The sequence below is a fragment of the Pseudolabrys sp. FHR47 genome (assembly GCF_005153485.1).
Lineage (GTDB): Bacteria > Pseudomonadota > Alphaproteobacteria > Rhizobiales > Xanthobacteraceae > Pseudolabrys.
In genome coordinates, this window is the sequence record NZ_CP039740.1 from 783,231 (window position 1) to 808,350 (window position 25,120).

At 63.9% G+C, this 25,120-nt stretch carries 27 protein-coding genes and 1 other RNA gene; 12 read left to right on the forward strand and 16 right to left on the reverse strand.

Annotation, left to right across the window (positions count from 1 at the left end; genetic code table 11):
- The first annotated feature begins 40 nt into the window (after positions 1 to 40).
- Positions 41 to 763 (forward strand): thioredoxin domain-containing protein, encoded by a 723-nt coding sequence (locus E8Q40_RS03855; RefSeq protein WP_137043144.1) that lies wholly within the window; start codon positions 41 to 43, stop codon positions 761 to 763.
- Between the two features lies 1 nt (position 764).
- Here E8Q40_RS03855 and E8Q40_RS03860 read toward each other — a convergent pair whose 3' ends face one another.
- Together E8Q40_RS03860 and E8Q40_RS03865 are read right to left on the reverse strand one after the other, a co-directional pair.
- The gene (locus E8Q40_RS03860) at positions 765 to 1,598 is read right to left on the reverse strand and encodes a C40 family peptidase (protein WP_137043145.1); all 834 of its coding nucleotides are present in this window, start codon (positions 1,596 to 1,598) and stop codon (positions 765 to 767) included.
- A gap of 107 nt (positions 1,599 to 1,705) precedes the next feature.
- A complete protein-coding gene (locus E8Q40_RS03865) occupies positions 1,706 to 3,076 on the reverse strand; it encodes a M17 family metallopeptidase (protein ID WP_137043146.1) in 1,371 nt (456 codons plus the stop codon).
- Between the two features lie 190 nt (positions 3,077 to 3,266).
- On the opposite strand from E8Q40_RS03865, the gene E8Q40_RS03870 reads away from it, so the two are divergent.
- A complete protein-coding gene (locus tag E8Q40_RS03870) occupies positions 3,267 to 4,034 on the forward strand; it encodes a tetratricopeptide repeat protein (RefSeq protein WP_246662993.1) in 768 nt (255 codons plus the stop codon).
- A 22-nt stretch (positions 4,035 to 4,056) separates the two neighbouring features.
- On the opposite strand, the gene E8Q40_RS03875 is transcribed toward E8Q40_RS03870, so the two are convergent.
- The 9 genes from E8Q40_RS03875 to E8Q40_RS03915 all read right to left on the reverse strand — a co-directional run bounded on the left by E8Q40_RS03875 (position 4,057) and on the right by E8Q40_RS03915 (position 12,991).
- On the reverse strand, positions 4,057 to 5,031 hold the full coding sequence (locus E8Q40_RS03875; protein WP_137043148.1) for a type II secretion system F family protein: 975 nt from the start codon (positions 5,029 to 5,031) through the stop codon (positions 4,057 to 4,059).
- A 10-nt stretch (positions 5,032 to 5,041) separates the two neighbouring features.
- Entirely contained in the window at positions 5,042 to 6,019 is a 978-nt protein-coding gene (locus E8Q40_RS03880; RefSeq protein ID WP_137043149.1) for a type II secretion system F family protein, read from the reverse strand.
- 2 nt (positions 6,020 to 6,021) lie between these two features.
- Positions 6,022 to 7,554, reverse strand: coding sequence for a CpaF family protein (locus E8Q40_RS03885; RefSeq protein WP_137043150.1), 1,533 nt, complete (start codon positions 7,552 to 7,554; stop codon positions 6,022 to 6,024).
- Between the two features lie 50 nt (positions 7,555 to 7,604).
- Positions 7,605 to 8,882, reverse strand: a complete 1,278-nt coding sequence (locus tag E8Q40_RS03890) for an AAA family ATPase (RefSeq protein ID WP_137043151.1) — start codon at positions 8,880 to 8,882, stop codon at positions 7,605 to 7,607.
- On the reverse strand, positions 8,879 to 9,625 hold the full coding sequence (locus tag E8Q40_RS03895) for a CpaD family pilus assembly protein (RefSeq protein ID WP_205995671.1): 747 nt from the start codon (positions 9,623 to 9,625) through the stop codon (positions 8,879 to 8,881). The genes E8Q40_RS03890 and E8Q40_RS03895 overlap by 4 nt, the downstream gene beginning before the upstream one ends.
- Positions 9,626 to 9,642: 17 nt before the next feature.
- Positions 9,643 to 11,088, reverse strand: a complete 1,446-nt coding sequence (locus E8Q40_RS03900; protein ID WP_246662994.1) for a type II and III secretion system protein family protein — start codon at positions 11,086 to 11,088, stop codon at positions 9,643 to 9,645.
- Positions 11,089 to 11,123: 35 nt separating this feature from the next.
- Complete coding sequence (gene cpaB / locus E8Q40_RS03905; RefSeq protein WP_137043152.1) at positions 11,124 to 11,912, reverse strand: Flp pilus assembly protein CpaB; 789 nt, start codon at positions 11,910 to 11,912, stop codon at positions 11,124 to 11,126.
- 220 nt (positions 11,913 to 12,132) lie between these two features.
- Entirely contained in the window at positions 12,133 to 12,642 is a 510-nt protein-coding gene (locus tag E8Q40_RS03910) for a prepilin peptidase (RefSeq protein WP_137043153.1), read from the reverse strand.
- A gap of 184 nt (positions 12,643 to 12,826) precedes the next feature.
- On the reverse strand, positions 12,827 to 12,991 hold the full coding sequence (locus tag E8Q40_RS03915) for a Flp family type IVb pilin (protein ID WP_137043154.1): 165 nt from the start codon (positions 12,989 to 12,991) through the stop codon (positions 12,827 to 12,829).
- A gap of 654 nt (positions 12,992 to 13,645) precedes the next feature.
- Here E8Q40_RS03915 and E8Q40_RS03920 point away from each other — a divergent pair.
- From E8Q40_RS03920 to E8Q40_RS03930, 3 genes are all read left to right on the forward strand, one after another.
- On the forward strand, positions 13,646 to 14,131 hold the full coding sequence (locus E8Q40_RS03920; protein WP_137043155.1) for a pilus assembly protein N-terminal domain-containing protein: 486 nt from the start codon (positions 13,646 to 13,648) through the stop codon (positions 14,129 to 14,131).
- Positions 14,132 to 14,272: 141 nt separating this feature from the next.
- The gene (locus E8Q40_RS03925) at positions 14,273 to 14,857 is read left to right on the forward strand and encodes a TadE/TadG family type IV pilus assembly protein (RefSeq protein ID WP_137043156.1); all 585 of its coding nucleotides are present in this window, start codon (positions 14,273 to 14,275) and stop codon (positions 14,855 to 14,857) included.
- A complete protein-coding gene (locus E8Q40_RS03930) occupies positions 14,851 to 15,408 on the forward strand; it encodes a TadE/TadG family type IV pilus assembly protein (protein WP_137043157.1) in 558 nt (185 codons plus the stop codon). Before E8Q40_RS03925 ends, E8Q40_RS03930 begins: the two co-directional genes overlap by 7 nt.
- 3 nt (positions 15,409 to 15,411) lie before the next feature.
- Here the strand turns inward: E8Q40_RS03930 and E8Q40_RS03935 are convergent, their stop codons facing one another.
- The gene (locus tag E8Q40_RS03935; RefSeq protein WP_137043158.1) at positions 15,412 to 15,885 is read right to left on the reverse strand and encodes an Lrp/AsnC family transcriptional regulator; all 474 of its coding nucleotides are present in this window, start codon (positions 15,883 to 15,885) and stop codon (positions 15,412 to 15,414) included.
- A gap of 164 nt (positions 15,886 to 16,049) precedes the next feature.
- Between E8Q40_RS03935 and E8Q40_RS03940 the strand changes: the two genes are divergently transcribed.
- The 3 genes from E8Q40_RS03940 (at position 16,050) to E8Q40_RS21880 (ending at position 18,404) form a co-directional block, all read left to right on the forward strand.
- Positions 16,050 to 17,024 carry a sulfurtransferase gene (locus E8Q40_RS03940; protein ID WP_137043159.1) on the forward strand — a complete coding sequence of 325 codons (975 nt, stop codon included), beginning with the start codon at positions 16,050 to 16,052 and terminating at the stop codon, positions 17,022 to 17,024.
- Between the two features lie 76 nt (positions 17,025 to 17,100).
- On the forward strand, positions 17,101 to 18,246 hold the full coding sequence (locus tag E8Q40_RS03945) for a YeeE/YedE family protein (RefSeq protein WP_168197732.1): 1,146 nt from the start codon (positions 17,101 to 17,103) through the stop codon (positions 18,244 to 18,246).
- 5 nt (positions 18,247 to 18,251) lie between these two features.
- Positions 18,252 to 18,404 (forward strand): hypothetical protein, encoded by a 153-nt coding sequence (locus E8Q40_RS21880; RefSeq protein ID WP_168197733.1) that lies wholly within the window; start codon positions 18,252 to 18,254, stop codon positions 18,402 to 18,404.
- Between the two features lie 6 nt (positions 18,405 to 18,410).
- On the opposite strand, the gene E8Q40_RS03950 is transcribed toward E8Q40_RS21880, so the two are convergent.
- The 3 genes from E8Q40_RS03950 to E8Q40_RS03960 form a co-directional block, all read right to left on the reverse strand.
- Positions 18,411 to 19,343 (reverse strand): PfkB family carbohydrate kinase, encoded by a 933-nt coding sequence (locus E8Q40_RS03950; RefSeq protein ID WP_137043161.1) that lies wholly within the window; start codon positions 19,341 to 19,343, stop codon positions 18,411 to 18,413.
- Positions 19,344 to 19,414: 71 nt separating this feature from the next.
- Positions 19,415 to 20,371 carry an NAD(+) diphosphatase gene (nudC, locus tag E8Q40_RS03955; RefSeq protein WP_205995673.1) on the reverse strand — a complete coding sequence of 319 codons (957 nt, stop codon included), beginning with the start codon at positions 20,369 to 20,371 and terminating at the stop codon, positions 19,415 to 19,417.
- Between the two features lie 47 nt (positions 20,372 to 20,418).
- A complete protein-coding gene (locus tag E8Q40_RS03960) occupies positions 20,419 to 20,841 on the reverse strand; it encodes an HIT domain-containing protein (protein WP_137043163.1) in 423 nt (140 codons plus the stop codon).
- A gap of 51 nt (positions 20,842 to 20,892) precedes the next feature.
- Here E8Q40_RS03960 and ffs point away from each other — a divergent pair.
- From ffs to recR, 4 genes are all read left to right on the forward strand, one after another.
- An RNA gene (ffs, locus tag E8Q40_RS03965) (signal recognition particle sRNA small type) lies at positions 20,893 to 20,988 on the forward strand.
- Positions 20,989 to 21,107: 119 nt separating this feature from the next.
- Positions 21,108 to 22,919 (forward strand): DNA polymerase III subunit gamma/tau, encoded by a 1,812-nt coding sequence (locus tag E8Q40_RS03970; RefSeq protein WP_137043164.1) that lies wholly within the window; start codon positions 21,108 to 21,110, stop codon positions 22,917 to 22,919.
- Positions 22,920 to 22,981: 62 nt separating this feature from the next.
- On the forward strand, positions 22,982 to 23,299 hold the full coding sequence (locus tag E8Q40_RS03975) for a YbaB/EbfC family nucleoid-associated protein (protein ID WP_137043165.1): 318 nt from the start codon (positions 22,982 to 22,984) through the stop codon (positions 23,297 to 23,299).
- A gap of 118 nt (positions 23,300 to 23,417) precedes the next feature.
- Positions 23,418 to 24,023, forward strand: a complete 606-nt coding sequence (gene recR / locus E8Q40_RS03980; protein ID WP_137043166.1) for a recombination mediator RecR — start codon at positions 23,418 to 23,420, stop codon at positions 24,021 to 24,023.
- A 140-nt stretch (positions 24,024 to 24,163) separates the two neighbouring features.
- On the opposite strand, the gene E8Q40_RS03985 is transcribed toward recR, so the two are convergent.
- A complete protein-coding gene (locus E8Q40_RS03985) occupies positions 24,164 to 25,081 on the reverse strand; it encodes a helix-turn-helix domain-containing protein (RefSeq protein WP_137043167.1) in 918 nt (305 codons plus the stop codon).
- Positions 25,082 to 25,120 lie beyond the last annotated feature (39 nt).

The window sequence follows — 25,120 nt, forward strand, 5'->3', positions numbered from 1 at the left end:
TCACGCTTTCTTGATTCGGACTTGAGGGCGCGGATCGGGCATGAGCATGGCATCGTTCCAGGAGATATTGATCGTGAACCTGCCGCGCCTTGGCTTCACCGTTGCCTTGCTGTTCGCGCTCGCCGCGCCGCCGATGGCGTGGGCCGACGACGCCGCGCAATTTCCGATCATCGCCGACGACGGCAACATTATCGCGAACCACAGCGTCTCGCAGGACCTCGTTGTCCGCATCGAGCATCTCAAGAACATCGTCGTCGCCGGCAATCCGGCCGGCAAAGTGACCTTGTACGAATTCTACGATCTGAATTGCCCTTATTGCCGCCGCGCCTCCGACGACATCGACGAGTTGCTGCAGAGCAATCCGATGCTTCGCCTGGTTCTGGTGCCATTCCCGGTGCTCGGTATTCCGTCGATCCTGGCGGCGCGGGTCGAATATGCGGTGAACCGCATGGCGAGTTCGGAGAATGCCTACAAGTTTCACCGCACGGTCTATCAGGGCCGCGGTACCGTCGACGACAAGCGCGCTTTCGCGGCAGCACAGTCGCTGGGTCTGGAAAGCGTCGAGCTGCGCAAGATCGCCAACGAGGATACGTTCGGCACGGTGATGAAGGAGCATCTGCGCGTCGGCGATGCGCTCGGCATTCAGGCGACGCCGGGGCTGGTGCTCGGCGGCGTCGTCATCGTCGGCTATCCCGGCAAGAAGGCATTGACCGCGGCCGTCAACGCTGTGGCGAAATGCGGCACGGTGATGTGCCCGCGGTAGTTTACAGCCGCCTGATCGACGTGATCTCGCTGCCCGCCGCGCTGATGCGGGAGATGGCTTCGGCGGCGGATTCGATCACAACCATCATGTGATGCGCATTGGCGTGGATCAGCGTCTGCGCATCGCGGGCGATGGCGACATGGCCCTTCCAGAACACGAGATCACCGCGCCGCAGGTCGGCGAGGGTAACGGCTGAGCCGAGTAGCCGCTCCTGCATGTAAGAATCGCGCGGGCTGGTCTGGCCGGCGGTCTGCAGCGACAGTTGCACGAGGCCGGAGCAGTCGATGCCGAGGGACGACTTCCCGCCCCACAGATAGGGCACGCTCGCGAACATCTCGGCGATGGCGACAAAATCGCCATGCGTCGCGTCGACCGGCGCGATATGGCCGAGCGGATAATGCCAGCCGTAGCTATCGACGGCGAAGGTGTCGATCGTGTGGGTCACGGCGAGCCGGGCACCCATCGGTAGCGCGATCATCGGCGGCAGCTTGATGTCGGCTGCGGGAAAGCCAAAAGTGCGCGGTACGCTCACGCGATGCGTCGGCTCAGGGCCGAGCGGTCCGAGCGCATTGGCCGACAGATAACCGACATAGCCATCGCTCTCCAACTGGCCCCAGGCCCAGCCTTCCTCGCTGGTTTCGTACACCGTGACGCGCTCGCCTTTCAGCGCCTGGGTATCGAGCGCAGCCTCATGCGCTGGCGCGCGGCGCAGATCGGCGATGGGCTCGACCACTTCATAGACCGTACCCTCGACAAAGTGCGCCGCTTCGACCTGGCCGCGCAGATGCACGGCAGCGATGTCACGGCGGTAGGGGTTCAAACGAGGATCAAGCATTGCCTATCCGTTCGTCCCCGCGAAAGCGGGGACCCAGGAGCGATTAAGCGAGTGGCAGAAGAAGTGATTGGGTTCCCGCTTTCGCGGGAACGAACGGATGTTGGATTTCAGCCATAACGCTCAACGAGCACTGCATAGAGCGCCCGTGCCGCCATCAGTTCGGCGCCCTCGGGGCGTCCGGGCCGTGCCGACGGCGTCCAGGCGAAGATGTCGAGATGCATCCACGACGGCACGTCGACGAACTTCTTCAGGAACAAAGCCGCGGTGATAGCGCCGGCCATGCCGTCGCTGCCGACGTTGTTGATGTCCGATACCTTGGAATCGAGCTGTGCCTCGTAAGGCTGCCATAGCGGCAGCCGCCACACCGGATCGTTCTCGGCCAATCCGGCCTTGCCCATGTCGGCGGCGAGCTTGTCGTCATTGCTGAACAATGCCGGCAACTGCGTGCCGAGGGCAACGCGCGCCGCGCCGGTGAGCGTGGCGAAATCGGCGAGCAGCGCCGGTCTGTCTTCGCTCGCCAGCGTCAGGGCATCGGCGAGGATGAGGCGGCCTTCGGCATCGGTGTTGCCGATCTCGACGGTGAGGCCCTTGCGCGAGTTGAAGATGTCGCGCGGCCGGAAGCTCCTGCCCGACACCGAATTCTCGACCGCCGGGATGAGGACGCGCAGGCGCAGCTTCATCTTGCCGGCCATGATCATGTGAGCGAGGCCGAGCACGGTCGCCGCGCCGCCCATATCCTTCTTCATGTTGAGCATGCCGCTCGACGGCTTGATGTCGAGGCCGCCGGTGTCGAAGCACACGCCCTTGCCGACCAAGGTGACCTTCGGGTCCTTGTCCTTGCCCCAGCTGATATCGATCAGTCGCGGCGCCCGCGGCGAGCCCATGCCGACGGCATGGATCAGTGGGAACTCCTTGGCGAGTTTGTCCCCGCTCGTGACTTGAATTTTGGCGCCGTGCTCCTGCGCCAGTTTGCGCGCGGCGGCCTCAAGCTCCTCTGGCCCAAGGTCGTTGGCCGGCGTGTTGATAAGGTCGCGCGCCAGCGCCACGCCCTCGGCAATGCGGCTGACCTCGTCGCCGTCGACACCCTTGGGCAGGACCAGCTTCACCTTGCGGGCGTCGGCCTTGCGATAGCGCGTGAACTGATAGGCACCAGTGGCGAAGGCCAGCGCCGCGAGTCGCGTGTCGTGGGGCGCGTTGGCGAAGCGATAGGTGCCCGCAGGCAGCAGGTTAACCAGCGCGCCGGGGCGGAACGTATCGATCGAATCGCCCGGCCGCTCGAGGCCGAAGAGTATACCGGCGAGCTTGCCGTCCTGCGCCGGGATCAATAGCAGCCGGCTCGGCTTGGCTTCGAAGCCGGCGGCCTTGGCGAAATTGCGCTCGCGCTCGCCGAAGCCGGCCAGCACCGCCTCGGCATTGCCGGAATGAACGAACCAGATTGGTGTGCTGCGCTCGTTGGTTGCCGCAAAGATAGGGTGCATCGTCTGGTCGTCTCTCTGAGGGTTCTTCGGTCGTGGCAGTCCACGCGAGACTAGCCGAATTCGTGCAGTTAACCACTCGTTAGGGTTAACGTTTTATTGCTCGGATATGCCGCCGGAAACTTCCCTTTGCACAGCCGGGATGTCCATGCGCCTCTCCTTGCGTGCCGCTCCTCCCCGCCGGGCTCGTTTTTTGGCTGCGGCTGTGCTGACGGCCGCGCTGACGCTCGGCCTCGGCGGCTGCAAGACCACAAATGACATCACCGGGTCGATCGGCGGCCGCGGCGCCGAGCCGGTCACCGAACGCGACTGGCGCGATGCACTGGAGACCTGGAGCGAGCGCTACAAGGCTGATCCCTCCAATGCCGAGGCGGCGATAAATTATGCCCGCGCGCTGCGCGCCACCGACCAGCGCGCCCAAGCCGTCGCGGTGCTGGAGCAGGCGGCCATCCGTAATCCCAACAACATGGCGCTGCTCGGCGCCTATGGCCGGGCCCTGGCGGCGGTCGGCAACTATCAGCAGGCGTTCGATGCGCTAAGCCGGGCGCATACGCCCGACAATCCGGACTGGAGCATTCTCAACGCCCAGGGCGCAGTACTCGATCAGATGGGCCGTAATGCCGAGGCGCAGCGGCACTATTCGGCTGCGCTCAAGATTGTGCCGGACGAACCGTCGGTGCTGTCGAATCTCGGTCTGTCCTACGTCCTCACCAAGGACCTAAAGCGCGCCGAGATCACCCTGCGGCGTGCGCTGGCGCAGCCCGGTGCTGATCCGAAGGTTCGGCAGAATCTCGCGCTGGTCCTCGGCCTGCGCGGCAAGTACGCCGAAGCCGAGCGGATTGCAGGCGAAGGTCTGCCGCCCGACCAGGCCGCGGCCAATGTCGCCAATCTGCGTGAGGTGCTGTCGCAGCAGCAGAAGAGCGGCCGGCCTTACGTGCCACCGCCGAACGCCGGCGGTTAGCCCCCCCGCTGTTCTTCCCGGTCTAGTTGATCGCCAGCACCTTGATGACGGCCGGGCCGAGAATCACGATGAACAGCACCGGCAGGAAGAACAGGATCATCGGCACGGTGAGCTTGGGCGGCAGACCGGCGGCCTTCTTCTCAGCTTCCGACATGCGCATGTCGCGGTTCTCCTGCGCCATCACGCGCAGCATGCTGGCGAGCGGCGTGCCGTACTTCTCGGCCTGCGTCAGCGCCATGCAGACCGACTTGACGCCTTCGAGATCGGTGCGCTTGGCCAGGTTGTCATAGGCCTGGCGGCGATCCGGCAGGTAGGACAGCTCCGCGGTCGTCAGCGTCAGTTCTTCGGCCAGCGGGACCGACTGGGTGCCGATTTCCTCGCTGACCTTCTTGAGTGCCGCTTCGATCGACATGCCGGACTCGACGCAGATCAGGAGAAGATCGAGCGTGTCGGGAAAGGCGCGCTTGATCGAGATTTGGCGCTTTTGAATCTTGTTCTTGAGCAGCATCAGCGGCATGTGCATGCCGAGATAGGCCGCGCCGATGCAGAGGCCGAGCTTGACAGTTGCCGGCTGATCGAAGTGGGTAACGACGAACAGATAGAAAGCCGTAAACAGGGCGGCGGCGATCGGCGTCACCATGCGGAAGAACAAGAAAGTGACGTAAGGCGCCTGGCCGCGGTAACCGGCCTGCACCAGCTTCAGTCGGGCTTCTTCCTGGCCGAACCACTTGTTGAGGTTGAAGCCGTCGACGATCCGCTGGATATATTGCTTCGGCGACTGCCGCAGCGAGACCTTCTCATGCTCCTTGGCAAGACGCTCGCGTTCGCGGGCACGAATCTTCTCGCGCTCGATGGCCACCGCCTTCATGCGCTTGCCGAGCGGGTCGGCGAAGACGATCGGCATGGCAATGGTCAGCACCGTCGCCATCGCGGCGATGGCGGCGAAGATCACCATCAGGGACTGGGCGTTAAGCGCACTGGCGATCAGATCGAGCATCGTCCAACCATCAGAAGTCGAAATTGATCATCTTCTTCATCACCAGAACGCCCATCGCCATCCACACCGCCGAAGCGGCGAGCATGATGTGGCCGAGCTGTTCCGTGAAAAGAAGATTGATGTAGGACGGGCTGGTAATCCAGACGAGAGTCATCACAGCGAGCGGCAATGCGCCGATGATGCCGGCAGAGGCCTTCGCCTCCTGCGACATGGCCTGGATCTTGGCTTTCATCTTCTTGCGGTCGCGCAGCACACGCGACAGGTTACCCAGCGCTTCCGACAGGTTGCCGCCGGCCTTCTGCTGGATGGCGATGACGATGCCGAAGAAATTCGCTTCCGGCACAGGCATGCGTTCGTACAGCTTGCCACAGGCCTCACCGAGCGGCAGACCGATGGCCTGGGTCTCGAGGATGGCGCGGAATTCCGAGCGCACCGGCTCGGGCGCGTCAATCGTGATCATTCTGATGCAGTCGAGCAGGGGCAGGCCGGCTTTGACGCCGCGCACGATGACATCGACGGCGTCCGGGAAACCGTTGAGGAACTTCTGTTCGCGCCGCTTCTTCAGATAGCCCAGAAGCCAGCGCGGAATGCCGAAGGCGCCGGCGAAGCCAAGGCCGACCGCTGGCAACGGTCCGGCATTGGCGAGCATGCCGAGAAGGAACATGACGACACCGATGCCGCCGGAGACGATGAAGAAGGTTTGCTTGGACCAGCTCAGGCCCGCCTGCGTGATGCGGACAGCCAGCGGCGGCGACTTATGCTTGCGGTTGCGTTCCTCGACTTCCTTGAGCGTATTCTCGATGGTATCGCGCCGGCTCTTCTGCGGCCCGCGCGTTTTGCGCGCGATGGGCTCGGCACGCGCCACGCTGGCGACGCGCTGCTCGGCCTTCTTCTCGCCCGACAGGATCGGATAGAGGAAGACATAGGCAACGCCGCCGATGGCGACGGCGGCTAAGAAGGAGATGGCCAGCGCGTTGATTTCCGGCACGGTCAGCCTCGCATCCCTTGGCTAGCGTCCTCGGCGGCATCGAGTGCCTGAGCGAGACGCTTCTCCTCGCCGTAATAGCGAGCGCGATCCCAGAAGCGCGGCCGGCCGATACCGGTCGAGCGGTGGCGGCCGATAATGTTGCCGTCGGCGTCTTCGCCGACCATGTCGTAAAGGAACAGATCCTGTGTGATGATGACGTCGCCTTCCAGGCCCATCACTTCGGTGATGTGGGTGATGCGACGTGAACCGTCGCGCAGGCGCGCGGCCTGGACCACGACGTCGACGGAGGCGACGATCATTTCGCGGATGGTCCTCGACGGCAGCGAGAAGCCGCCCATGGTGATCATCGATTCAAGTCGCGACAGGGCTTCGCGCGGGTTGTTGGCGTGCAGCGTGCCCATCGAGCCGTCATGGCCGGTATTCATGGCCTGCAGCAGGTCGAAGGCTTCCGAGCCGCGGACTTCGCCGACGATGATGCGTTCCGGGCGCATACGCAGACAGTTGCGGACCAGGTCGCGCATGGTCACCTGGCCTTCGCCCTCGAGGTTCGGCGGACGGGTTTCCAGGCGCACCACGTGCGGCTGCTGTAACTGAAGTTCGGCGGCGTCTTCGCAGGTGATGATACGCTCGTCGGAGTCGATGAACTGCGTCAGACAGTTGAGCAGCGTTGTCTTGCCGGAGCCGGTGCCGCCGGACACCAGCGTATTGACCCGGCAGCGGCCAAGAATCCGCAGAATTTCCGCGCCCTGTTCGGTGACGGTCCCGAACTTGACGAGCTGATCGAGCGTCAGCTTGTCCTTCTTGAACTTACGAATTGTCAGCGCGGGGCCGTCGATCGCCAGCGGCGGTACGATGGCGTTGACGCGGGAGCCATCGGGCAAGCGCGCGTCGCAGATCGGCGAAGCTTCGTCGACGCGGCGACCGACCTGGCTGACGATACGCTGACAGATGTTCAGGAGCTGCTGGTTGTCGCGGAAGCGGATGCCGGTGCGCTGAATCTTGCCTTTGACTTCGATGTAGACCGTGCCGGAGCCGTTCACCATGATGTCGGCGATATCGTCGCGCGCAAGCAGGGGCTCGAGCGGTCCGAAGCCGAGTACGTCGTTGCAGATGTCGTCGAGCAGCTCTTCCTGCTCGGAGATCGACATCACAATGTTTTTGATCGAGATGATCTCGTTGACGATATCGCGGATTTCCTCGCGCGCGGATTCGGCGTCGAGGCGGGCAAGCTGCGCGAGGTCGATGGCTTCGATCAGCGCGCCGAAGATCGTGCCCTTGGTGGTGTAATAAGCCTCCGAGCGGCGGGAATCGATCGCCGGCATGTTGACGGCCGCCTGCCGACGTTCCGGCGTTGGCGCCGGCACCAGCGGTGCGCCAAGCCCCTCTGATGGAAACGGGGTGCGGCCGGTATCGACGGGCGGCGCCGGCGCCGGCGCGGCGGGAGTGGGTGCGGCAGGCGCATGCTGCGCCGGCGCCGGCTGCATCGCCGGGGCAGGGCTGCGAATTTCGGCGGTGGCGCCACGCTTACCGAACACGTCGACTTACTCCAAACACTTCCAGCAGACTTGTGGTAGCCGCGCAGGCACTAGCCCGCGCGCTTGAGCAATTTGCCGAGCAGACTTTGGCGGCCGCGCTTGGCTTCGGCGCGACCGGTCAGGACCTGGGCCATCTGGCGGAACAGGTCAGCCGTTTTGTGATTGGCCGCGACTTCCGCGATCATCTGGCCGTTATTGGCGGCAGTGCCGAACAATTGCGGCTCGAAGGGAATCACGGTCAGTGGTTGATCTTCCAGCGCCTTGGCGAAATCGGCCGGCGCGATCTCCGGCCGTTTCGGCACGCCGATCTGATTCAGGCAGTAGTGCGGCGGATGGTCGTTCGGCCGCGCCGCGCGCAACAGATCGACCATGTTCTTGGCATTGCGCAGATTGGCGAGATCGGGGCCGGCGACGATGAGGATCTCGTCGGCGCTGATCAGCAATCGGCGGGTCCAGCCGGACCACAGGTGCGGTACGTCGAGGACGACGCAGGGGATCGAGGCGCGCATCGAGTCGAGAATGGCGTCGAACGCTTCGGCGCCGAAATCATAGACACGATCGAGCGTCGCCGGCGCTGCCAGCAGGCTGAGGTGGTCGGTGCATTTCGACAGCAGGCGGTCGACGAAAGCGGTGTCGATGCGGTCCGGTGAGAACACCGCATCGGCGATACCCTGCGGGGGGTCCTGGTTGTAATCGAGGCCGGCGGTGCCGAAAGCAAGATCGAGGTCGGTGACCACGCTATCAAGGCTGAGGTCGCGCGCGATCGCCCAGCCGATATTGTGGGCCACGGTGGAGGCACCGACGCCGCCTTTGGCGCCGACAACGGCGATGATGCGGCCGACGGGTTTGGCTTCCGGAGAATGGAACAGGCCGCAGACGGAACGGACGACGTCCAGCGTCGAGACCGGCGCGATCAGGTAATCGCTGACACCGCGGCGGGTGAGTTCGCGATAGAGCGTCACATCGTTGATGCGGCCGACGACAATCACGCGCGTGCCGGCGTCGCACACCTCGGCGAGCTGATCGAGGCGGGCCAAGATGGAGTCGCCACGGCCGTCGGCTTCAATGATGATGACGTTCGGTGTCGGCGACATCCGATAGGCTTCGACCGCGGCCGCGGCGCCACCCATCTGTATCTTCACATGCGCTTTGGCCAGACGACGGTCTTCCCCGGCCGACTGCACGGCGGCCGCCGTTTCGACGGTGTCGCAGAAGGCTTGCACAGAAACGCGCGGCGCCGGCGCGATGTGTTCGTCAGATGGCAATGCCGCCGCCGGCGGCTGGCCGTCGTCCTGGACTGTCGAAAGGAGACTGGCGTTCTTGATCATTTTCCGATGTCGCTGATTTTGCCGCTGTCGAAACCGCTGGAGGAGTTCTGATAGCTGCCGCTCGGATTCTCGCCTTTACGATACTTGTCGAGCGCGACCGAGCGGCGGGCCGCATAGGCCGGCTGTTCGCCGCGCGGCTGCACGAGATCGGCCGGGTTGTCGACCATCGAGGCGAGATTGCGCTGTGATGAGCAGCCGAAATTCCAGAACGGCCGGTTTTGATTGTAGCCCTTCTCCATGCTCGGCCCGATATCTTCGGGCCACTGACCGCACGGACCGGCTTCGGCGACCATCTTGGAGTACTCGATCTTGATCGAGGCCAGCGACGCCGCCTCCGGGCGGTATTGACGGACATAGACGGCTTTGCCCGGCACGCCGGACGCCGCGAAAATCGAATGAATCTCGCGCATGGAATCGGCTGCTGCGCGATCGGTCGGACCGCCGCGCGGCACCAGCACGACGATGCCGCTGTTGGCTTCGCGCTTCCACCACTGGGCAAAGGCCAGTACGTCGGCGCGCTGCGCCGGCGTCAGGCCGCCTCGATTGCGGCCGAGAAACACGTCGACCTGCCGTGAACCTTCGCGCACCGTGATCGGGTGGCGATCACGATAGTCGAACGGGTAATCGTTCTTGGCCGTCTGGGTCTGGTTGCAGGCCCCGAGCACGCTGGTCAGCGCGGCGGCGGCGAACAGCCGCAGCATCGCGTGGCGGCGCCGAGCCTTAGTGTCTCGCGAATTCGTCATGGCATCGTCTCCGCCGCTCAATCGAGGATGAACCCGTATTTGCTCCGGGAAGCACCGGCCGGGGCTGGGGCCGGTTGGTTCGTATTGCCGTAAATACGGTTGAGTTTGCCGAGCAATATGGTCGACGGGTCGCTCGGGTCGGCAAATCCGTCATCCGGCCGTGACAACTGCTTCTGCGCGACCGCGCGCACCACGTAAGGCGTGACGATGACCACCAGCTCGGTCTGGTTGTTGACGTAGTCCCGGCTCTTGAACAGCGTACCGAGGATCGGCAACTGCATGAGGCCGGGAACGCCGTTGATCTGCTGCTTGGTCTTTTCCTGGATCATGCCGGCCAGCGCCAGCGAGCCGCCCGACGGGATTTCGACGGTGGTTTCAGCGCGGCGGGTCGAGATCGATGGCACAGTGAGCGATGAATTCGACCCCGACACGGTCAGCGTCATCGAGTTGTCGGTAGACAGATCGGACACTTCCGTCATGACCTTGAGGCTGATGCGGCCTTCCGACAGCACCACCGGCGTGAAGACGAGACCGACGCCGAACTTCTTGAATTCGATCTCCGGCTGACAGGTCGGCGGCGACTTGGTGGTGTCGCAGGACAGGCCGGACGGAATCGGGAATTCGCCGCCGGCGACGAAACTGGCGGTTTCTCCGGAAATGGCGGTCAGGTTCGGTTCGGCAAGCGTGCGCAGCACGCCGGCGCGATCCATGGCGCGTAACGTCGCGGTGACGCTCTTGGCGGTGGCGCCCAACGAGGTGTTGCTCAGCGTCTGGCCGGACGCCGAGAACGGATTCTGCGTGTTGAAGTCCACGACGGCGCTGCCGTAGTTGAAGCTGCCGGACAGGTCGATGCCGAGTTGCTTGATGATGTCGCGGCGCACCTCGGCAACCGTGACCTTGAGCATGACCTGGTCGCGGCCGCGCACGGTGATGCCGTTGACAACCCGGGCGCCGTCGCCGACGAGGCGTGAAGCGAGGTCGTAGGCCTGCTGCGATTCAGCGGCGCTCGAGGCCGAGCCCGACAGCATGACGCCTTCGCCGACGCCCTCGATGCGGATATCGGCCTCGGGCATGGTCTGCTTGAGCGCGGCGCGCAGGCCGTTGAGGTCGCGCGTCACCGCGATGTCGAAGCCGGCGATCTGCTTGCCGGCGGCGTCGAAGAAGAAGATGTTGGTCTGGCCGATCTTGACGCCGATCATGTAGACCCGGCGCGAGGTCCGCACCACCGCATTGGCGATGGTCGGGTCGGCGACCAGCACATCCTTGATGTCGGCGGGCAGGTCGATGGCGACCGACTTGCCGATGCCGAGCGGAATGAAGCGCGAGGTTGCTTCGCTCGCCGCCACCTGGATCACCGGCACGCCCGCGCCGTCGGCGGCGCGCAGCGGCGCCGGGCCGGTCAGCGCCGCGGTAGCCAGCAGAAGGGCCATGAGGCCGGTGCGCATCGGCTTGTGTCTCAGCATCCCGAAGTCCCCAAGACCTTTTGCATAGGAGCGGCTCATCGCGGCGTGCTCACGGTTGATATGCCGAAGCGGACGATGTTGATGCCGGTGTTGCGCGGAGCTTCGACCGGTGCATCCGTCTTCTCGGCATCGGTGATGCTGCGTAACGCCAGCGACAGGGTTCCGCGCTTCTGCGAAAGCGCCAGAGTTTCGGTCTGCGCGGGCGAAAGTTCGAGCGTCGCGGTCTTGCCCATGACGACTTTCTGGCCGCCTTTCTCCTCGACATTCTGATCGATGGCGAGCACGCGGATATTGCTGAGCACAACTTCGCTGGTGTGCGACTCGACGCCGGTGGCCTTCTCGGCCTCGAGATCGCGACGCGTCAGGAGCACGTCGACGCGGTCATTCGGCAGGATGAAGCCGCCGGCCGACGTTTCCGGCGATATTTGGGTCGACACCGCGCGCATGCCCGGCGGCAGGATCGCGGCCATGAAGCCGGACCCCTTGGCGTTCACCAGCTTGGCTTCGCGGATCGGTTCGCCGGCGACGAAGGGATAACGCGCGATCTGACCCGACAGGTCCTCGAGCGCGCCCGGCCGATCGCTCTTACGGATGAAGTTGCCGGTCGCGGCTTCCTTGGGCCAGGCCTGCCAGCTCATTTCACCGGCGCCGAGGGTCTGGCCCATGCCGATATTGTTCTTGGCGATGAGGACGTCGACGGTTTCGGGTTTGGCGACGACGGGCGCCGGCGCCTCAGGCGGCTTTTCGCTGCGGCCAGCCAGCATGGCCGCCACGCCGCCGGCGGCGATAGCGACCGTCAAGACAACAAGGCGCGCGGCTTTCATACGCTGACTCTCACCGATACCGACGACAAGACGCCGTCAAAATCCACATGGCGGCCGAAGCGGTCGCCCGCATGGATTTGACCAGCTAAAGGTCAAGGCATGGTTAAGGAGAGGTGAGTAAGTCGAGTTAATAAACACTTTCCGCGCGAGTTCCGGCGACAGCGAATGTTCTTCCGCACCGGAGCGGCTGCATGCGGCGGATCGAAACGGCGACGAGCTGTTAGTTGAACCCGCCGGGCATCCAGCCGGTCTTCGGGTAAACGATCAACGCAGCCGCGGCCAGCGCGATGCCATAGGGCACCCCGGCGCCGGCTTCGTGCAGACGCATGATCCAGCCCTGGCGTGCGAGTGGCGCCGGTAATGGCAGCTTGCGGAACTGGATCAGGAGGAGCGTCAGCGCGCCGCCGAAGATCGAAGCGTAGATCATATAGTCGAGCAGATGATCGAAGCCGAACCACAATGCGGTGGCGGCCACCAGCTTGGCGTCGCCGCCGCCGATCCATCCCTGAGCGAAAAAGACGAAGCCGACGGCGAGAACGGCCGCTGCTGCCAGCACATGCATGCCGATGGTCTGCAGCGGCATGCCGGTGAACAACGCCATGGCCAGGAACGCTGCGCTGAGCGCAAGCGACAGTCGATTGGAGATCGTCATGGTCAGGAGGTCGCTGGAAGCGGCAAAGGCCATCAGCGCCGGAAATACAACGAGCCTGACCGTATCGAGCGCCGTCATCGGATTATCCTTCGATCGTGGTCCGGCAATCGCCCCGCAGATCGTGCACCGCTGGGACCACCAACAAACGTTAAGCCCGGTTTGCTTGAAGTTCGGTTAGCGCAAAGCATTCAGTTTGCGGTTCAATAAAGACAAAGGGCTCCGGGTTTGACCGGAGCCCTTCGTCGCAACGCGTCGAGCCCGCTTACTTGAGCTGGCTCGAAATGCTGTTGAACGAGGTGTTCAGCTTGGTGCCGAGGCCGTTGACGACCGCGATGATCGCGACGGAAATGCCGGCGGCGATGAGGCCGTACTCGATGGCGGTGGCGCCCGAGTCGTCCTTCATGAAACGCACGAACAGGGTCTTCATCTGTAGCTCCATTAATCCACGTGGCTGTCTGAGCTGATCGGGTCGCCGGTTTGGCGTCCGGCTGTTCCGATCGTGGGATGACACTACGCGTGAGGTCCTTGCGGTCGTCTTAATGTGATTGAATAAACACAGGTACATCTGCCGTAATCTGAGTGTAGTTAATGAGTAGTAACTTAATGAACATTATGGTTAAGCAGCCTTAAATCGAATATATACGATAGATATTGGATTGCCTCTTTCATCTATATGGTACTTTTGAGAGCTTTATTTGATAAATTTGCAAATAATACGAAGAGGCGTTGCATTGCGGCATCAACTCAATACTGGGAACGGTCCGAACCGCTGTCTCATGATTACGGCGCCGGCATCCGGCGCGCCGTCGAATGCGGCTCCGTTGTCACCATTGGACTGGTGCATCGCTTTTACGAATGCGGAACCCCGCAGGCGTTTGGGAGACATGCTGAACGGATGTTTCCATTTTCCCGCGCCGCCGAGGAACCTTACGCGCGCCATGGCGCGAGGCGCGAGCTGCTCTTGAGAGCAAGCGCGTCATCGGCCTTTGCACTTCGTTCACCAATTTCAAGTCAACTGGCCCGTATCCGCCGGTGTTTTGAACCGCGCGGTCTAGTGTGTTGCGTAGCGTTGGAGAGAGCGATGTGGGCCGCGTTCCCCCGTCCTGAGCGGCTGCTGGCCGTCCTGGCTGGTTTGATGATCGTCGCTTCGCTGACATCGGCGCACGCGGAGACGATCTCGGTCTCGGTCGACGAGGCCCGCCTCATGAAGCTCCCGGATAATGTCGCTACCATTGTCATCGGTAACCCGCTGATCGCCGACGCGACGCTTCAGGCCGGCGGCGTTCTCGTGCTCACCGGCAAAGGGTTCGGCTCCACCAACATGCTGGCGCTCAATCGTGCCGGTAAGACCGTCCTCAATACCACGGTGCAGGTGGTCGGCCCGACCAAATCGGATCTCGTCGTCGTGTACAAAGGGGTCGAGCGCGAGTCGTATAGCTGCGCGCCGGAATGCGAGAAGCGCCTGACGCTCGGCGATTCAACGGCGTACTTCACCAGCATCCTGTCACAATCCGGCGCCCGCATAGGCGGCGCGGGCAGCGGCGGCAGCGCGGCAGGCAACCGCTGATCGCTCTGTCCGGCACCGTTCACGGTTAGCGCGGACTTAACGCGATCGCCGTCTTTTTCATGAATGCCCGCAAGAAATCAAAAACGCGACTTCGCTATAAATAGCTTGGTTGGGCGATGCGGTTTCGGCGGGGACACGGTCATGTTCAATAGGTTCAGGAGCATCGTTGTCGATCGCTGCGGCGCTGGGAAGTGCGGCGGCGTCGGCCGTCGCTTTATCAAGCAGCAGGACGGCGCCGCCGCCGTCGAATTCGCGCTGATCGCGACGCCGTTTCTGGCGCTCACTTTCGCGATCATCGAATCCGCCATGGTATTTTTCGCCGGTCAGAGCCTCGAGGCGGCAACCGCCTCCGCGGCCCGGCTGATTCTGACCGGCCAGGCCCAGACCGGCGGCTACAGCGCTTCCGACTTCAAGACCCAGGTCTGTAACCGCGTCGCCAGCCTGTTCGACTGCAATGGCGGCGTCTATGTCGATGTGAAGACCTATACGAATTTCAGCTCGGTCAGCACCACGTCACCCGTTACCAACGGCAAACTCGACACCTCGAATATGACCTACACCCCCGGCGGACCGGGCTGCATCGTCAAGGTCGCGGTCTATTATCAGTGGCCAATCTATGTGTCGCTGCTCGGAAATAACCTGGCGACCCTCGATGGCAACAAGAGGCTGCTGGTGGCGACGTCGGTATTCCGCACTGAGCCTTACGGAGGAACGGGCGGATGCTGACCCGAGCAATGGAAAAATCCGATCGGCGCAGGATAGGCTTCGCCGGCGACGAACGCGGCGTTTCGGCCGTGGAGTTCGCCCTGGTCGCACCGGTGATGATCGCGCTTTATTTCGGCTGCGTCGAGATTTCCGACGGTGTCAGCGTCGATCGCAAGGTGAGTCTGGCCGCCGCCGCGCTCGCCAATCTGTCGTCTCAGGTGACGACGATCTCGGCCGACGACATGATCAATATCTTCGACGCCACCGGTGCGATCGCCGCGCCCTATGACGTCAACAAGATGAAGATGACCATCACCTGCATCAATATCGACGCCAACAAGAATGCGACGGTGAAATGGAGCGCAACGCGCAATGGCACTGCCAACTCAGGAAACGTGACGCTGCCGGATGCGCTGAAGGTCGCCAACTCGCAGATCATTCTTGCCGAAGCCAGCTACGCCTATCAACCGGTGGTCGGTTATACCATTACCGGCACGCTCAATCTGGCCGACAAGATGTATATGACGCCGCGCCAGACGGCGCCGACATACGGCAGCCAAACCTGCACTTGATGGTCAACGCGCGGCAGTCTTGTTTTCGCCGATGGGTAGCGCCGTCGTCGACTTGATGCGTTCCATGGCGAAGCGCGAAGTGACGTTCTTCAGCGGCACGGTGGCGATCAGCTTCTTGTAGAATAAGTCGTAGCTCTGCATGTCCGGCACCACGACGCGCAGCACGTAGTCGACGTCGCCGGCCATGCGGTAGAACTCCATCACCTCCGGCATGGCGTTGACGACCTCGGCGAAACGGCCGAGCCATTCCTGCGAATGGTCACCGGTCTCTACCGATACGAACACGGTGATACCGAGCCCGATCTTCTCCGGGTCGATCAGCGCGACGCGCTTGGTGATGACCCCATCGGCTTCAAGTCGCTGCAGCCGTTTCCAGCACGGCGTCGATGACAAGCCGACCCGCTGGCCGATTTCGGCAACTGACAGGGAAGCGTCGTCCTGCACTACGGCGAGGATCTTGCGGTCGATGGCATCCATTCTCTAATTCCTTGCAAAAGAAGAATCTTCCAACTTTCGGAGGGGTCTTTTACGGAAGATTTTTCTTATTTTAGCGCTGGTACTGTCTTTACATAGAAAAATATTCTATTTCAAGGGGCATGTGATGGCGCCGATAGGGCGCCTTGTTCTGAATGGACCGCCCCATGAGAAAATTCTTCGCCCCGTTCCTCGCTGCCGGCCTCAGCGCCTTGGTGTCGCTCGGCGCGACGTTCACCGCTTCGGCAGCCGAGCCGCAGCCGCTGGTCAGTGTGTCGTGGCTGAAGCAACACCTCGACGACAAGAACCTGCTCGTCCTCGATATCCGCTCGGCTATCGACGGTGGCGGCGCCAAGGCTTACGAGGAAGCGCATATCCCGGGTGCGATCCACAGCGATTACGACAAAGCCGGCTGGCGCGTCACGCGCAATGACGTGCCCTTCATGCTGCCGACCGTCGCCGAGCTCGAGAAGCTGGTTGGTGATATCGGCATCGACGAGACGACACATGTCGTTGTCGTCCCGGCCGGCGTCAATTTCACCGATTTCGGTTCCGCCGCGCGCACCTACTGGACGCTCAAGGTGGTCGGCGTCCCCAACGTCTCTATCCTCGACGGCGGCGTCGCTGCCTGGAAGGCGGCCGGCCTGCCGCTCGAAAAGGGTATCAAGAAGCCATCGCCGACGATCTTCTCGGCGACGCTCAATGAGAAGCTGTTGTCGCGGCTTGAGGACGTCACCACCTCCGAGACGGTGAAGAACGCCACGCTGCTCGATGCGCGTCCGGCCTCGTTCTTCAACGGCAAGGAAAAGGCGCCTGCCGCCAAGGCCTATGGCCACATTCCCGGTGCGGTCAATCTCGACAGCGCCAGCTTCTACGATGCCGCCACGAATAAATTGAAGCCGCACGCCGAACTGGCGGCACTGGCGGCGCAATTGCCGGCGCAAGGGCCCGTCATCGCCTATTGCAACACCGGCCACTGGGCCGCGACCGACTGGTTCGTGCTGCACGAATTGCTTGGCCGTAAGGATGTCAGCCTTTACGACGGTTCCATGGTCGAATGGAGCGCGAAGGCAACGCTCCCGATCGCGTCCTCGCGCACCAAGTGGGACGATGTGCTGAAAGTGCTCGGCCTCGGTTCCTGATATACTCGCACTGCTCGATCTCGACATTTGCGGGGGCGCGCTTTAAAGCGCGCCTCTCGCGATGAGAAGGCCAGATATGTCCACAGCAACCATTTCCGCTCCATCGGCCGCGGCACCGCGTGCCGACTATCTCTTCGTTTCCATCGCCGTCCTCGCCACCGCGATCCTGGTCGCGCTCGTGCTGCTCGACGGCCAGCCGGCCTCTGCCGTGCTGCTGCTCGGCGGCTTCGGCCTCGGCGTTGCCTTCCTCAAGGCGGAGTTCAGCTACGCCGCATCGTGGCGGCGTTTTCTCACGCGCGGCGAGGCCGGCGGCCTGATCGGCGGTCTCATCGTGATTGCCATCGCGGCGCTCGCCGTGGTGCCCGTTGCGTCGCTCTGGCCGGGCTATGGCGGCGCCATCGCGCCGCTCGGGCCGTCGCTGATTATTGGCGCCTTCGTGTTCGGCGTCGGCATGCAGCTCGGCAATGGCTGCGGCTCCGGCACGCTCTACACCGTCGGTGGCGGCTCCGGCCGCATGCTGGTGACGCTGGCCTTCTTCGTCATCGGCAGCGTGCTCGGCTCGTTGTCGCTGCCGTCCTTCCTGGCGCTCGGCGGCATCGATCCGATCCTGGCGGCGAACTATCTCGGCCCATGGGGCGGGCTCGCCGCGACTTTGGCGAGCCTCGCGGTCGCCGCGGCGGCCTTGGCTTATGTCGCCAAAAAGCGCGGCGCCAATTTCAAGCCGTCGCGCAACTACATCATCGGCGGCATCGTTATCGGCGCGCTGTGCATCGGCGTATTCTTCGCCGGCGGGCATCCCTGGAGCGTCACCTTCGGCTACACGGTATGGGGCGCCAAGATTTTCCAGGGCCTCGGCTTCGACTTCTCGAATGCCGCGTTCTGGCAGTGGCCGGGTCCGAAGCATGCGCTGGCGCAATCGGTGTTGTCCGACACGTCGAGCCTCACGGACTTCGGCATGATCTTCGGCGCCATGGCCGCCGCCGCGGCGACCAAGCGTTTCGCCAATACGCCGTGGCCGCCGCTTGGCTCGCTGCTGGCCGCGGTGGTCGGCGGCATCCTGATGGGCTGGGGCGCGCGCCTCGGCTTCGGCTGCAACATCGGCGCCTTTGTCGGCGGCGTTGCTTCGGGCTCGCTGCACGGCTGGGTGTGGTTCGCGATGGCACTCGCCGGCAGCCTTGTCGGCATCCGCCTGCGGCCGGTCTTCGGCCTGTCGCGGGAGTAGACCTTATGAGAAAGGTTTACATCGTTGTGACGCTGGTCGCGATCTTCGCCATTGTCGGCAATCACCTGATGAGCCCGTCGACCGGACGCGCCGTGTCGCCGGAAGATTTCGCCGGCGCCTGCGCGCCTTGCGGTGCGCCCTGTCCGTCGAAGAAGTGAACGGCGTCAGCCGCGTTCCTTGAGGAACGCATCGACCTCGTCGCGCGTCGCGGCGCCCATCAGGCCGCCGAAGCGCGTGCACTTGATCGCGGCCGCCGCGGCGGCAAAACGCATCGCCTTCACGACATCGCGCGTTTCGACGAAATGCACGGCGAAGGCACCGTGGAAGGTGTCTCCCGCACCCAAGGTATCGACCGACTTCACCTTGAACGCATCCATGTGCCGGACTTCGCCCGAGCCTTGGTCCCTGTCGAGCCAATAGACGCCATCGGGTCCGTCGGTGACGGCGAGGAATTCGCCGAAGCTCTCGCCAAGCTTCTTCAACGCGCCCGGCAGGTCCTTGACGCCGGTCGACTCCCGGATGGCGTCGGCCGAGCAGATGACATGCGAGCAAGCCTGGAACAGCGGATCGTCCGCCGGCGTCGGCTTGTCGAAGTCGAGCACGCGCGGAATGCCACGCTTTTTGGCGGCAAGGCAGATCGGCAGGCTGATATTGCTGTAACGGTTGTCGAGCATGGCGGCATCGGCATTGGCGACGATGCCGTCGGGGTCGGCAGGCGTCGCGGCGTGCAGGCCGGTGGGGCGCATGGTGGCAATCATCTTCTCGCCTTCGGCGTCGAGCAGGATCAGCGAAGCTGCCGAGCGCGCGCCCGGCACGCGAATGGCATGCGAAACGTCGATGTTTTCCTTGGCGAAGGTCTTGAGGATGGTGTTGGCGACGTCATCGGTCTCGTCGCCGACGGCGCCGATATAGGTGACTTGCGCCCCTAACCGCGCCATGGCCACTGCGGCGTTGCCGGCCTGGCCGCCGCTGGTGATGACGAAGTCGGTCGCCGAGACCTTCTCGCCGGGCGCGGGAAATTTCTCCACCCGCATCACATTGTCCTGCACGGCGCCGCCGGCGCAGACGATGCGGACAGGTTGGCTGGTCCCAGTCAAAACTTACGTCGTCCTCTCTTCGGGCAAGACGGACTTCGTCCGCTTTTAATAAGACGGACTTCGTCCTTTTACTAGGTAAACCGGACTTCGTCCTCTACCCAGGCCCGGATGATGTGGTGCGCGATCGCCATCGGTGGCGGCGTGGTCAGGCCGTCGCGGTGGGTCCGCGTCAGCATCGCAACTATCTCTTCCTTGGTAAACCACCGGGCGGCCTCGAGTTCCGTCGTGTCGATGACGATGTCGCGGCTTTTCGCTTCGGCATGGGTGCCAATCATCAGCGAACTGGGAAATGGCCAGGGCTGCGACTGGTAATACTTGATGCGGCCGCACAGGATGCCCGCTTCCTCGCGGGTCTCGCGCCGCACCGCGTCCTCGATCGATTCGCCCGGCTCGATGAAGCCGGCGAGACACGACCACATGCCGGGGATAAAGCGCGGCGAACGGCCGAGCAGGCATTGTTCGCCATCGACGATAAGCATGATGACGACCGGATCGGTGCGCGGGAAGTGCTCGGCCTTGCAGGCCGGGCACAGCCGCTTCCAGCCGGCATCGACGGCATCGGTGGCCTGGCCGCAATTGGAGCAGAAGCGGTGCCGCTGGTGCCAGTGCAGGATCGCCTTGGTCTCGGCGATCGGCGGCAGATGCTCGGGCGCGACCAGGCCTTGCACGGCGATCGATCGCAGGTCGGTGACCAGAAGATCGTCGCGTGTTTTCAATGCCTCGGCGGCGGCTTGCGGCATGCCGCGGCCGTAGCGCGGCGCGCCGTCAAGATGGCCGAGAAACACGATCTCTTCGTCGGCACCGAGCGCGCGCGCTTCATCGAGCGTGAACAAGGGCTGGTTCGGCTCGCCCTTGCGCAGCACGATCAGTTCACCGCCGACCACGTAAGCGGCGGCGCGCGCGTCGGCGGTCATCCTCTCCTGCGCCGCGCGATCAATGCGCAGTTCGGCCGCGCGCTCAAGGCGGCTGTCGGTATAGCCGAGGAGGGGTTTGGGCCCGAGGGCGGCGAGAATCGGAGGAGGGGACATCGGCGCGGAAATTCGCATGGTGGCCAGGGGAGTGCAATGAGCCGCGGTCAGCCGGCCAGATCCAACGCGCGCCGCAGCACCATCACGAAACCGTCACGGATCGCGGGATCGTAAGCCGTCGCCGGTGCCGCGCCCCAGACCGGCTTCGGCCAGGCGGCATCGGAATGCCGTCGGCCGATGACATGGACATGAAGCTGCGGCACGACATTGCCCAGAGCCGCGACATTGAGCTTCTCGCACTCGGTGATGGCCTTGAGCGCGCGGGAGACGGCGTCGATTTCGGCCGTGAGAACCGCGCGGTCCGCGGGATCAAGGTCGATCAGTTCGACGATGTTCGGCCGCCGCGGCACCAGGATCAGCCAAGGATAATTGGCGTCGTTCGCCAGTAATACCCGGCAGAGTGGCAGGTCGCCGATGGGAACCGTGTCGGCGGTGAGTTGCGGGTGGAGGGAGAAGGACGTGTCCGGCATGGCGGTTCCTCGGCTTGCTTTCTCCCTCTAATGGCCCGATATAGGGCCCCGGGAGGTTGGCGGTGGACGAACCACTCGCCAACCGGGTCAGGTCCGGAAGGAAGCAGCCCTAACGAGCACGGATCGGGTCGCTCGTCAGCCTCCCACCCATTTTTCCAAGATTTTCTTGGTTTAGAGCTTCCCTTGGACGTGCCGCCTTGTGGATGTGCCCTTCGGGCAAGCCCGGGCGGGTGGCCCCCGCGTCCCGGGCTTGCCAGAATAGGCCCATGAACGAACTCGACAGCGCGACAGGTGCCGGTTCCGCCCCGGCCGAACCGGCCGGCGGCTATCGCGTTCTCGCGCGCAAATATCGCCCGGCGAGTTTCGATGACCTGATCGGCCAGGAGGCCATGGTCCGCACCGTCTCGAATGCCTTCGAGACCGGGCGCATCCCGCAGGCCTGGATCCTCACCGGCGTGCGCGGTGTCGGCAAGACCACGACCGCGCGCATTCTCGCCCGCGCCCTGAACTACGAATTGCCCGACGGCTCGGTGAAGGGCCCGACCATCCATATGCCGGCGATGGGCATTCACGACCAGGCCATTATCGACAGCCGCCACATCGACGTGCTGGAGATGGACGCCGCCTCGCATAACGGCGTCGACGACGTGCGCCAGATCAACGATGCCGCTCGCTACGCGCCGGTGTCGGCGCGCTACAAGGTCTACATCCTCGACGAAGTTCACATGCTGTCGACGGCGGCGTTCAACGCGCTGCTGAAGACGCTCGAGGAGCCGCCGCCGCACGTCAAATTCATCTTCGCCACAACTGAAATCCGTAAAGTCCCGGTGACGGTGTTGTCGCGCTGCCAGCGCTTCGACCTGCGCCGCGTCGATGCCGATGTGCTGGTCGCGCATCTTTCCGGTATCGCGGCCAAGGAAAACATCGAGGCCGAGCCGGGCGCGCTGGCGTTGATCGCGCGTGCTGCTGAAGGCTCGGTGCGCGATAGCCTGTCGCTGTTCGATCAGGCCATCGCCCACGCCGCGGGCGCGGTGCGCGCCGAGGACGTGCGGCAGATGCTCGGCCTCGCCGATCGCGTGCGCATCGTCGATCTTTTCGAAGCCTTGATGAAAGGCGACATTGCCGCCGCGCTTACCGAATTGCGCGCGCAATACGACATCGGCGCCGATCCAGCGGTGGTGCTCGGCGATCTTGCCGAGTTCACGCATTTCGTCACCCGTATGAAAGTGGTGCCGAGCGTCGGTGACGACGCTTCGCTGTCGGAAGCCGAGCGGGTGCGCGGCCGCGATTTCGCGACCCAATTGTCACTGCGCGTCCTGTCGCGCACGTGGCAGATGTTGCTCAAGGGCGTCGGCGAAGTGCAGGCCTCTGGCCGGCCCTTGGCCGCCGCCGAGATGGTGCTGGTGCGCATCGCCTATGCCGCCGACCTGCCGACTCCGGACGAGGTCGTGCGCTCGTTGAGCGAGAACGGCGGCGCGGGCGCCGCGCCCGTGCGCGGTGGAAGCAATGGCGGCGGCGGTGGCGTAACGGCCGCCGCGCAGAGTTTCGCGCCGCGTTTCGACGCGCCGCGCGGTGCGCCGCGCGCGCAAGCATCGGTCGCGGCAATGCCCTCGGGCGATCCGGTGGCGCGCCGCGATCTGCCGGAAGCGCAGCCCGCCATCGTCATCAATTCATTCGCCGAACTGATCGCCTTCGTCGCCGACAAGCGCGACATCAATACCAAGATGGCGCTGGAACGCGATGTGCGCCTCGTTCGTTTTGAGGACGGCAAGCTTGAAATCGCGCTCTTGCCCAGCGCCCCGAAGGGCCTGAGCAATGAGTTGCAACGCAAGCTGTCGGCGTGGACCGGCCGCATCTGGATGGTCGCAGTTTCGAAAGAGCAGGGCGCGCCGACCTTGCGTGAGCAGGCCAATGATCGTCAGGCTGAGCTGCGTCAGGAAGTGATGCAGGATCCGCTGGTGCAGGCGGTGCTGAAAAAGTTTCCCGGCGCCAAGGTCGGCGAAATCACCCAGCAGGGCGAGGAGCCGCCGCTCGACGAAAGTGGCCTGCCGCCGCTGGACATGGAAGAGGAAGACTAGCGCATGATCCCGAAAAGGGGTCACCGGTTTTCGGATCAGATCATGCGCAAAGGAGAATAAGTATGCGCGATTTCATGGGCATGATGAAGCAGGCCGCGCAGCTGCAGTCGAAGATGCAGGAGATGCAGGCCGAGCTCGACACCATCGAGGTGGAAGGCACGGCTGGCGGCGGCATGGTCAAGGTCACGCTGACCGCGAAGGGCGCGCTCAAGGGTGTGAAGATCGACGATTCGCTGTTGCAGCCGTCCGAGAAGGAAATCGTCGAGGACCTGCTGGTCACCGCGCATGCCGATGCGCGCCGCAAGGCCGAGACCGTGCTCGCCGAGAAGATGAAGGCGATGACCGGCGGTCTGCCGCTGCCGCCGGGGCTGTTGGGGTAGGATGACTGGCGACGACCTCTCGTTCGTCATGCCCGGCCTTGTGCCGGGCATCCACGTCTTGAGCGTCGCATTGAAGACGTGGATGGCCGGGACAAGCCCGGCCACGACGGAGTAGGAAATGCCCACCGCCGTTGCCGGACCTGAAATCGAGCGTCTGATTCAGTTGCTCGCGCGCCTGCCGGGCCTCGGTCCACGCTCGGCGCGCCGCGCGGCGCTGTTCCTGATCAAGAAGCGCGAGCAGGTGATGACGCCGCTCACCAATGCGCTGCAGACCGCGCTCGAGAAGATCGTCGTTTGCAAGACCTGCGGCAACATCGATACCCATGACCCGTGCACTGTGTGCACCGACACGCGGCGCGATCGATCGATCCTGGTCGTCGTCGCCGACGTTGCCGATCTGTGGGCGCTGGAGCGCGCCCATGCCGTCAACGGCCGTTATCATGTCCTCGGCGGCACTTTGTCGCCGCTCGACGGTGTCGGTCCGCAGGACCTGTCGATCGAGGCTTTGGTCAAGCGCGCCCATGAGCCGGAAGTCAGCGAGGTCATCCTCGCGCTCAATGCCACGGTCGATGGCCAGACCACGGCGCACTACATCACCGAACTGCTCGCTGACGCCAATGTGAAGGTCACGCGCCTCGCCCACGGCGTGCCGGTCGGCGGCGAACTCGATTATCTCGACGAAGGCACTTTGTCGGCGGCGATGAAGCAGCGGACGCTGTTTTAGCCTTGGGCACCGGACCCTAGTCTCCGTTCGTCCCCGCGAAAGCGGGGACCCAGCTCTTCGCACCCCAGGCATTGCCGTTTCGCTTCTGGGCCCCCGCTTTCGCGGGGGCGAACGGATTTGGTTTTCGTCTTCGATGCAAATTACTTCCCCGCCAGCACCCGTTCGCGAAATTCGCTCGGCGCGAGCCCTGTCGCCACCGTGAAGGTGCGGGTGAAATAGGCCGGATCGTTGAAGCCGAGCGCGTAGGCGACCTTCGACACCGGCATGTTGGTATAGACGAGTTGACGGCGCGCCTCGCGCACCAGCCGGTCACGGATCAGGTGTGAGGCCGGACAGCCGAATGCCTCGCGGGTCAGTCGCGACAGATGCGTTGGCGTTATCTTCAGCGCCGCAGCGTAGCGCGCCACCGCCCAGTGCTCGCGAAAGTGCTCGTCGATCAACGCCTCGAAGCGGTCGACCAGCCGGTCGCCGGCCGTGACAGTGCCCTGCGCCGTCTGCGCGGCGAGTTGGCGTGCGACCAGGCCAAGCAGCGCTGCCGACAGAGCCTTGAGCACATGGGCGCGCGCAAAGTTGCGGCCGTCATATTCGGCGAAGATGTCCTGCATCAGCCGGCGCAGGGCGGGCGTTGCGCGCAGCAGCGCCGCGTCCGACAGCACACGCGACAGGCCTTCCGACGGCGCGATCGCTTCGTCGAGAATCTCCGTGGCGATGGTCACCACCCAGCCTTGGGTGCCGCGCGTGAACTGATAGCCGTGGACGTGTCCGGCCGGCATGTTGATGGCGACCATCGGCCGAAGCCGGAACTCGCGGCCCTCGATATTGGCGCGGCCGCCGCCCTTGGCGATCAGCAGCACCTGATGCAGCCGGCCGTGTCGGTGCGGCGGGAACTGCCAGTCGTGCAGCACCGAACGGGCGGCGATCGTCTCGCAGTGCACCACGTCGGGGAGGGCGCGATCCTCGCCGAACAGGTTGTAGGTCAGGATCGCTGGCAAGGTCGAAAGTTTGAGCGGAGCGCGCGGCATGTTCGATTTGTACAAGATATCGTCGGCTCGATCCATTCCCCGCCGCGCGTCTTTTGGGCGATAGTGCGGTCAAAC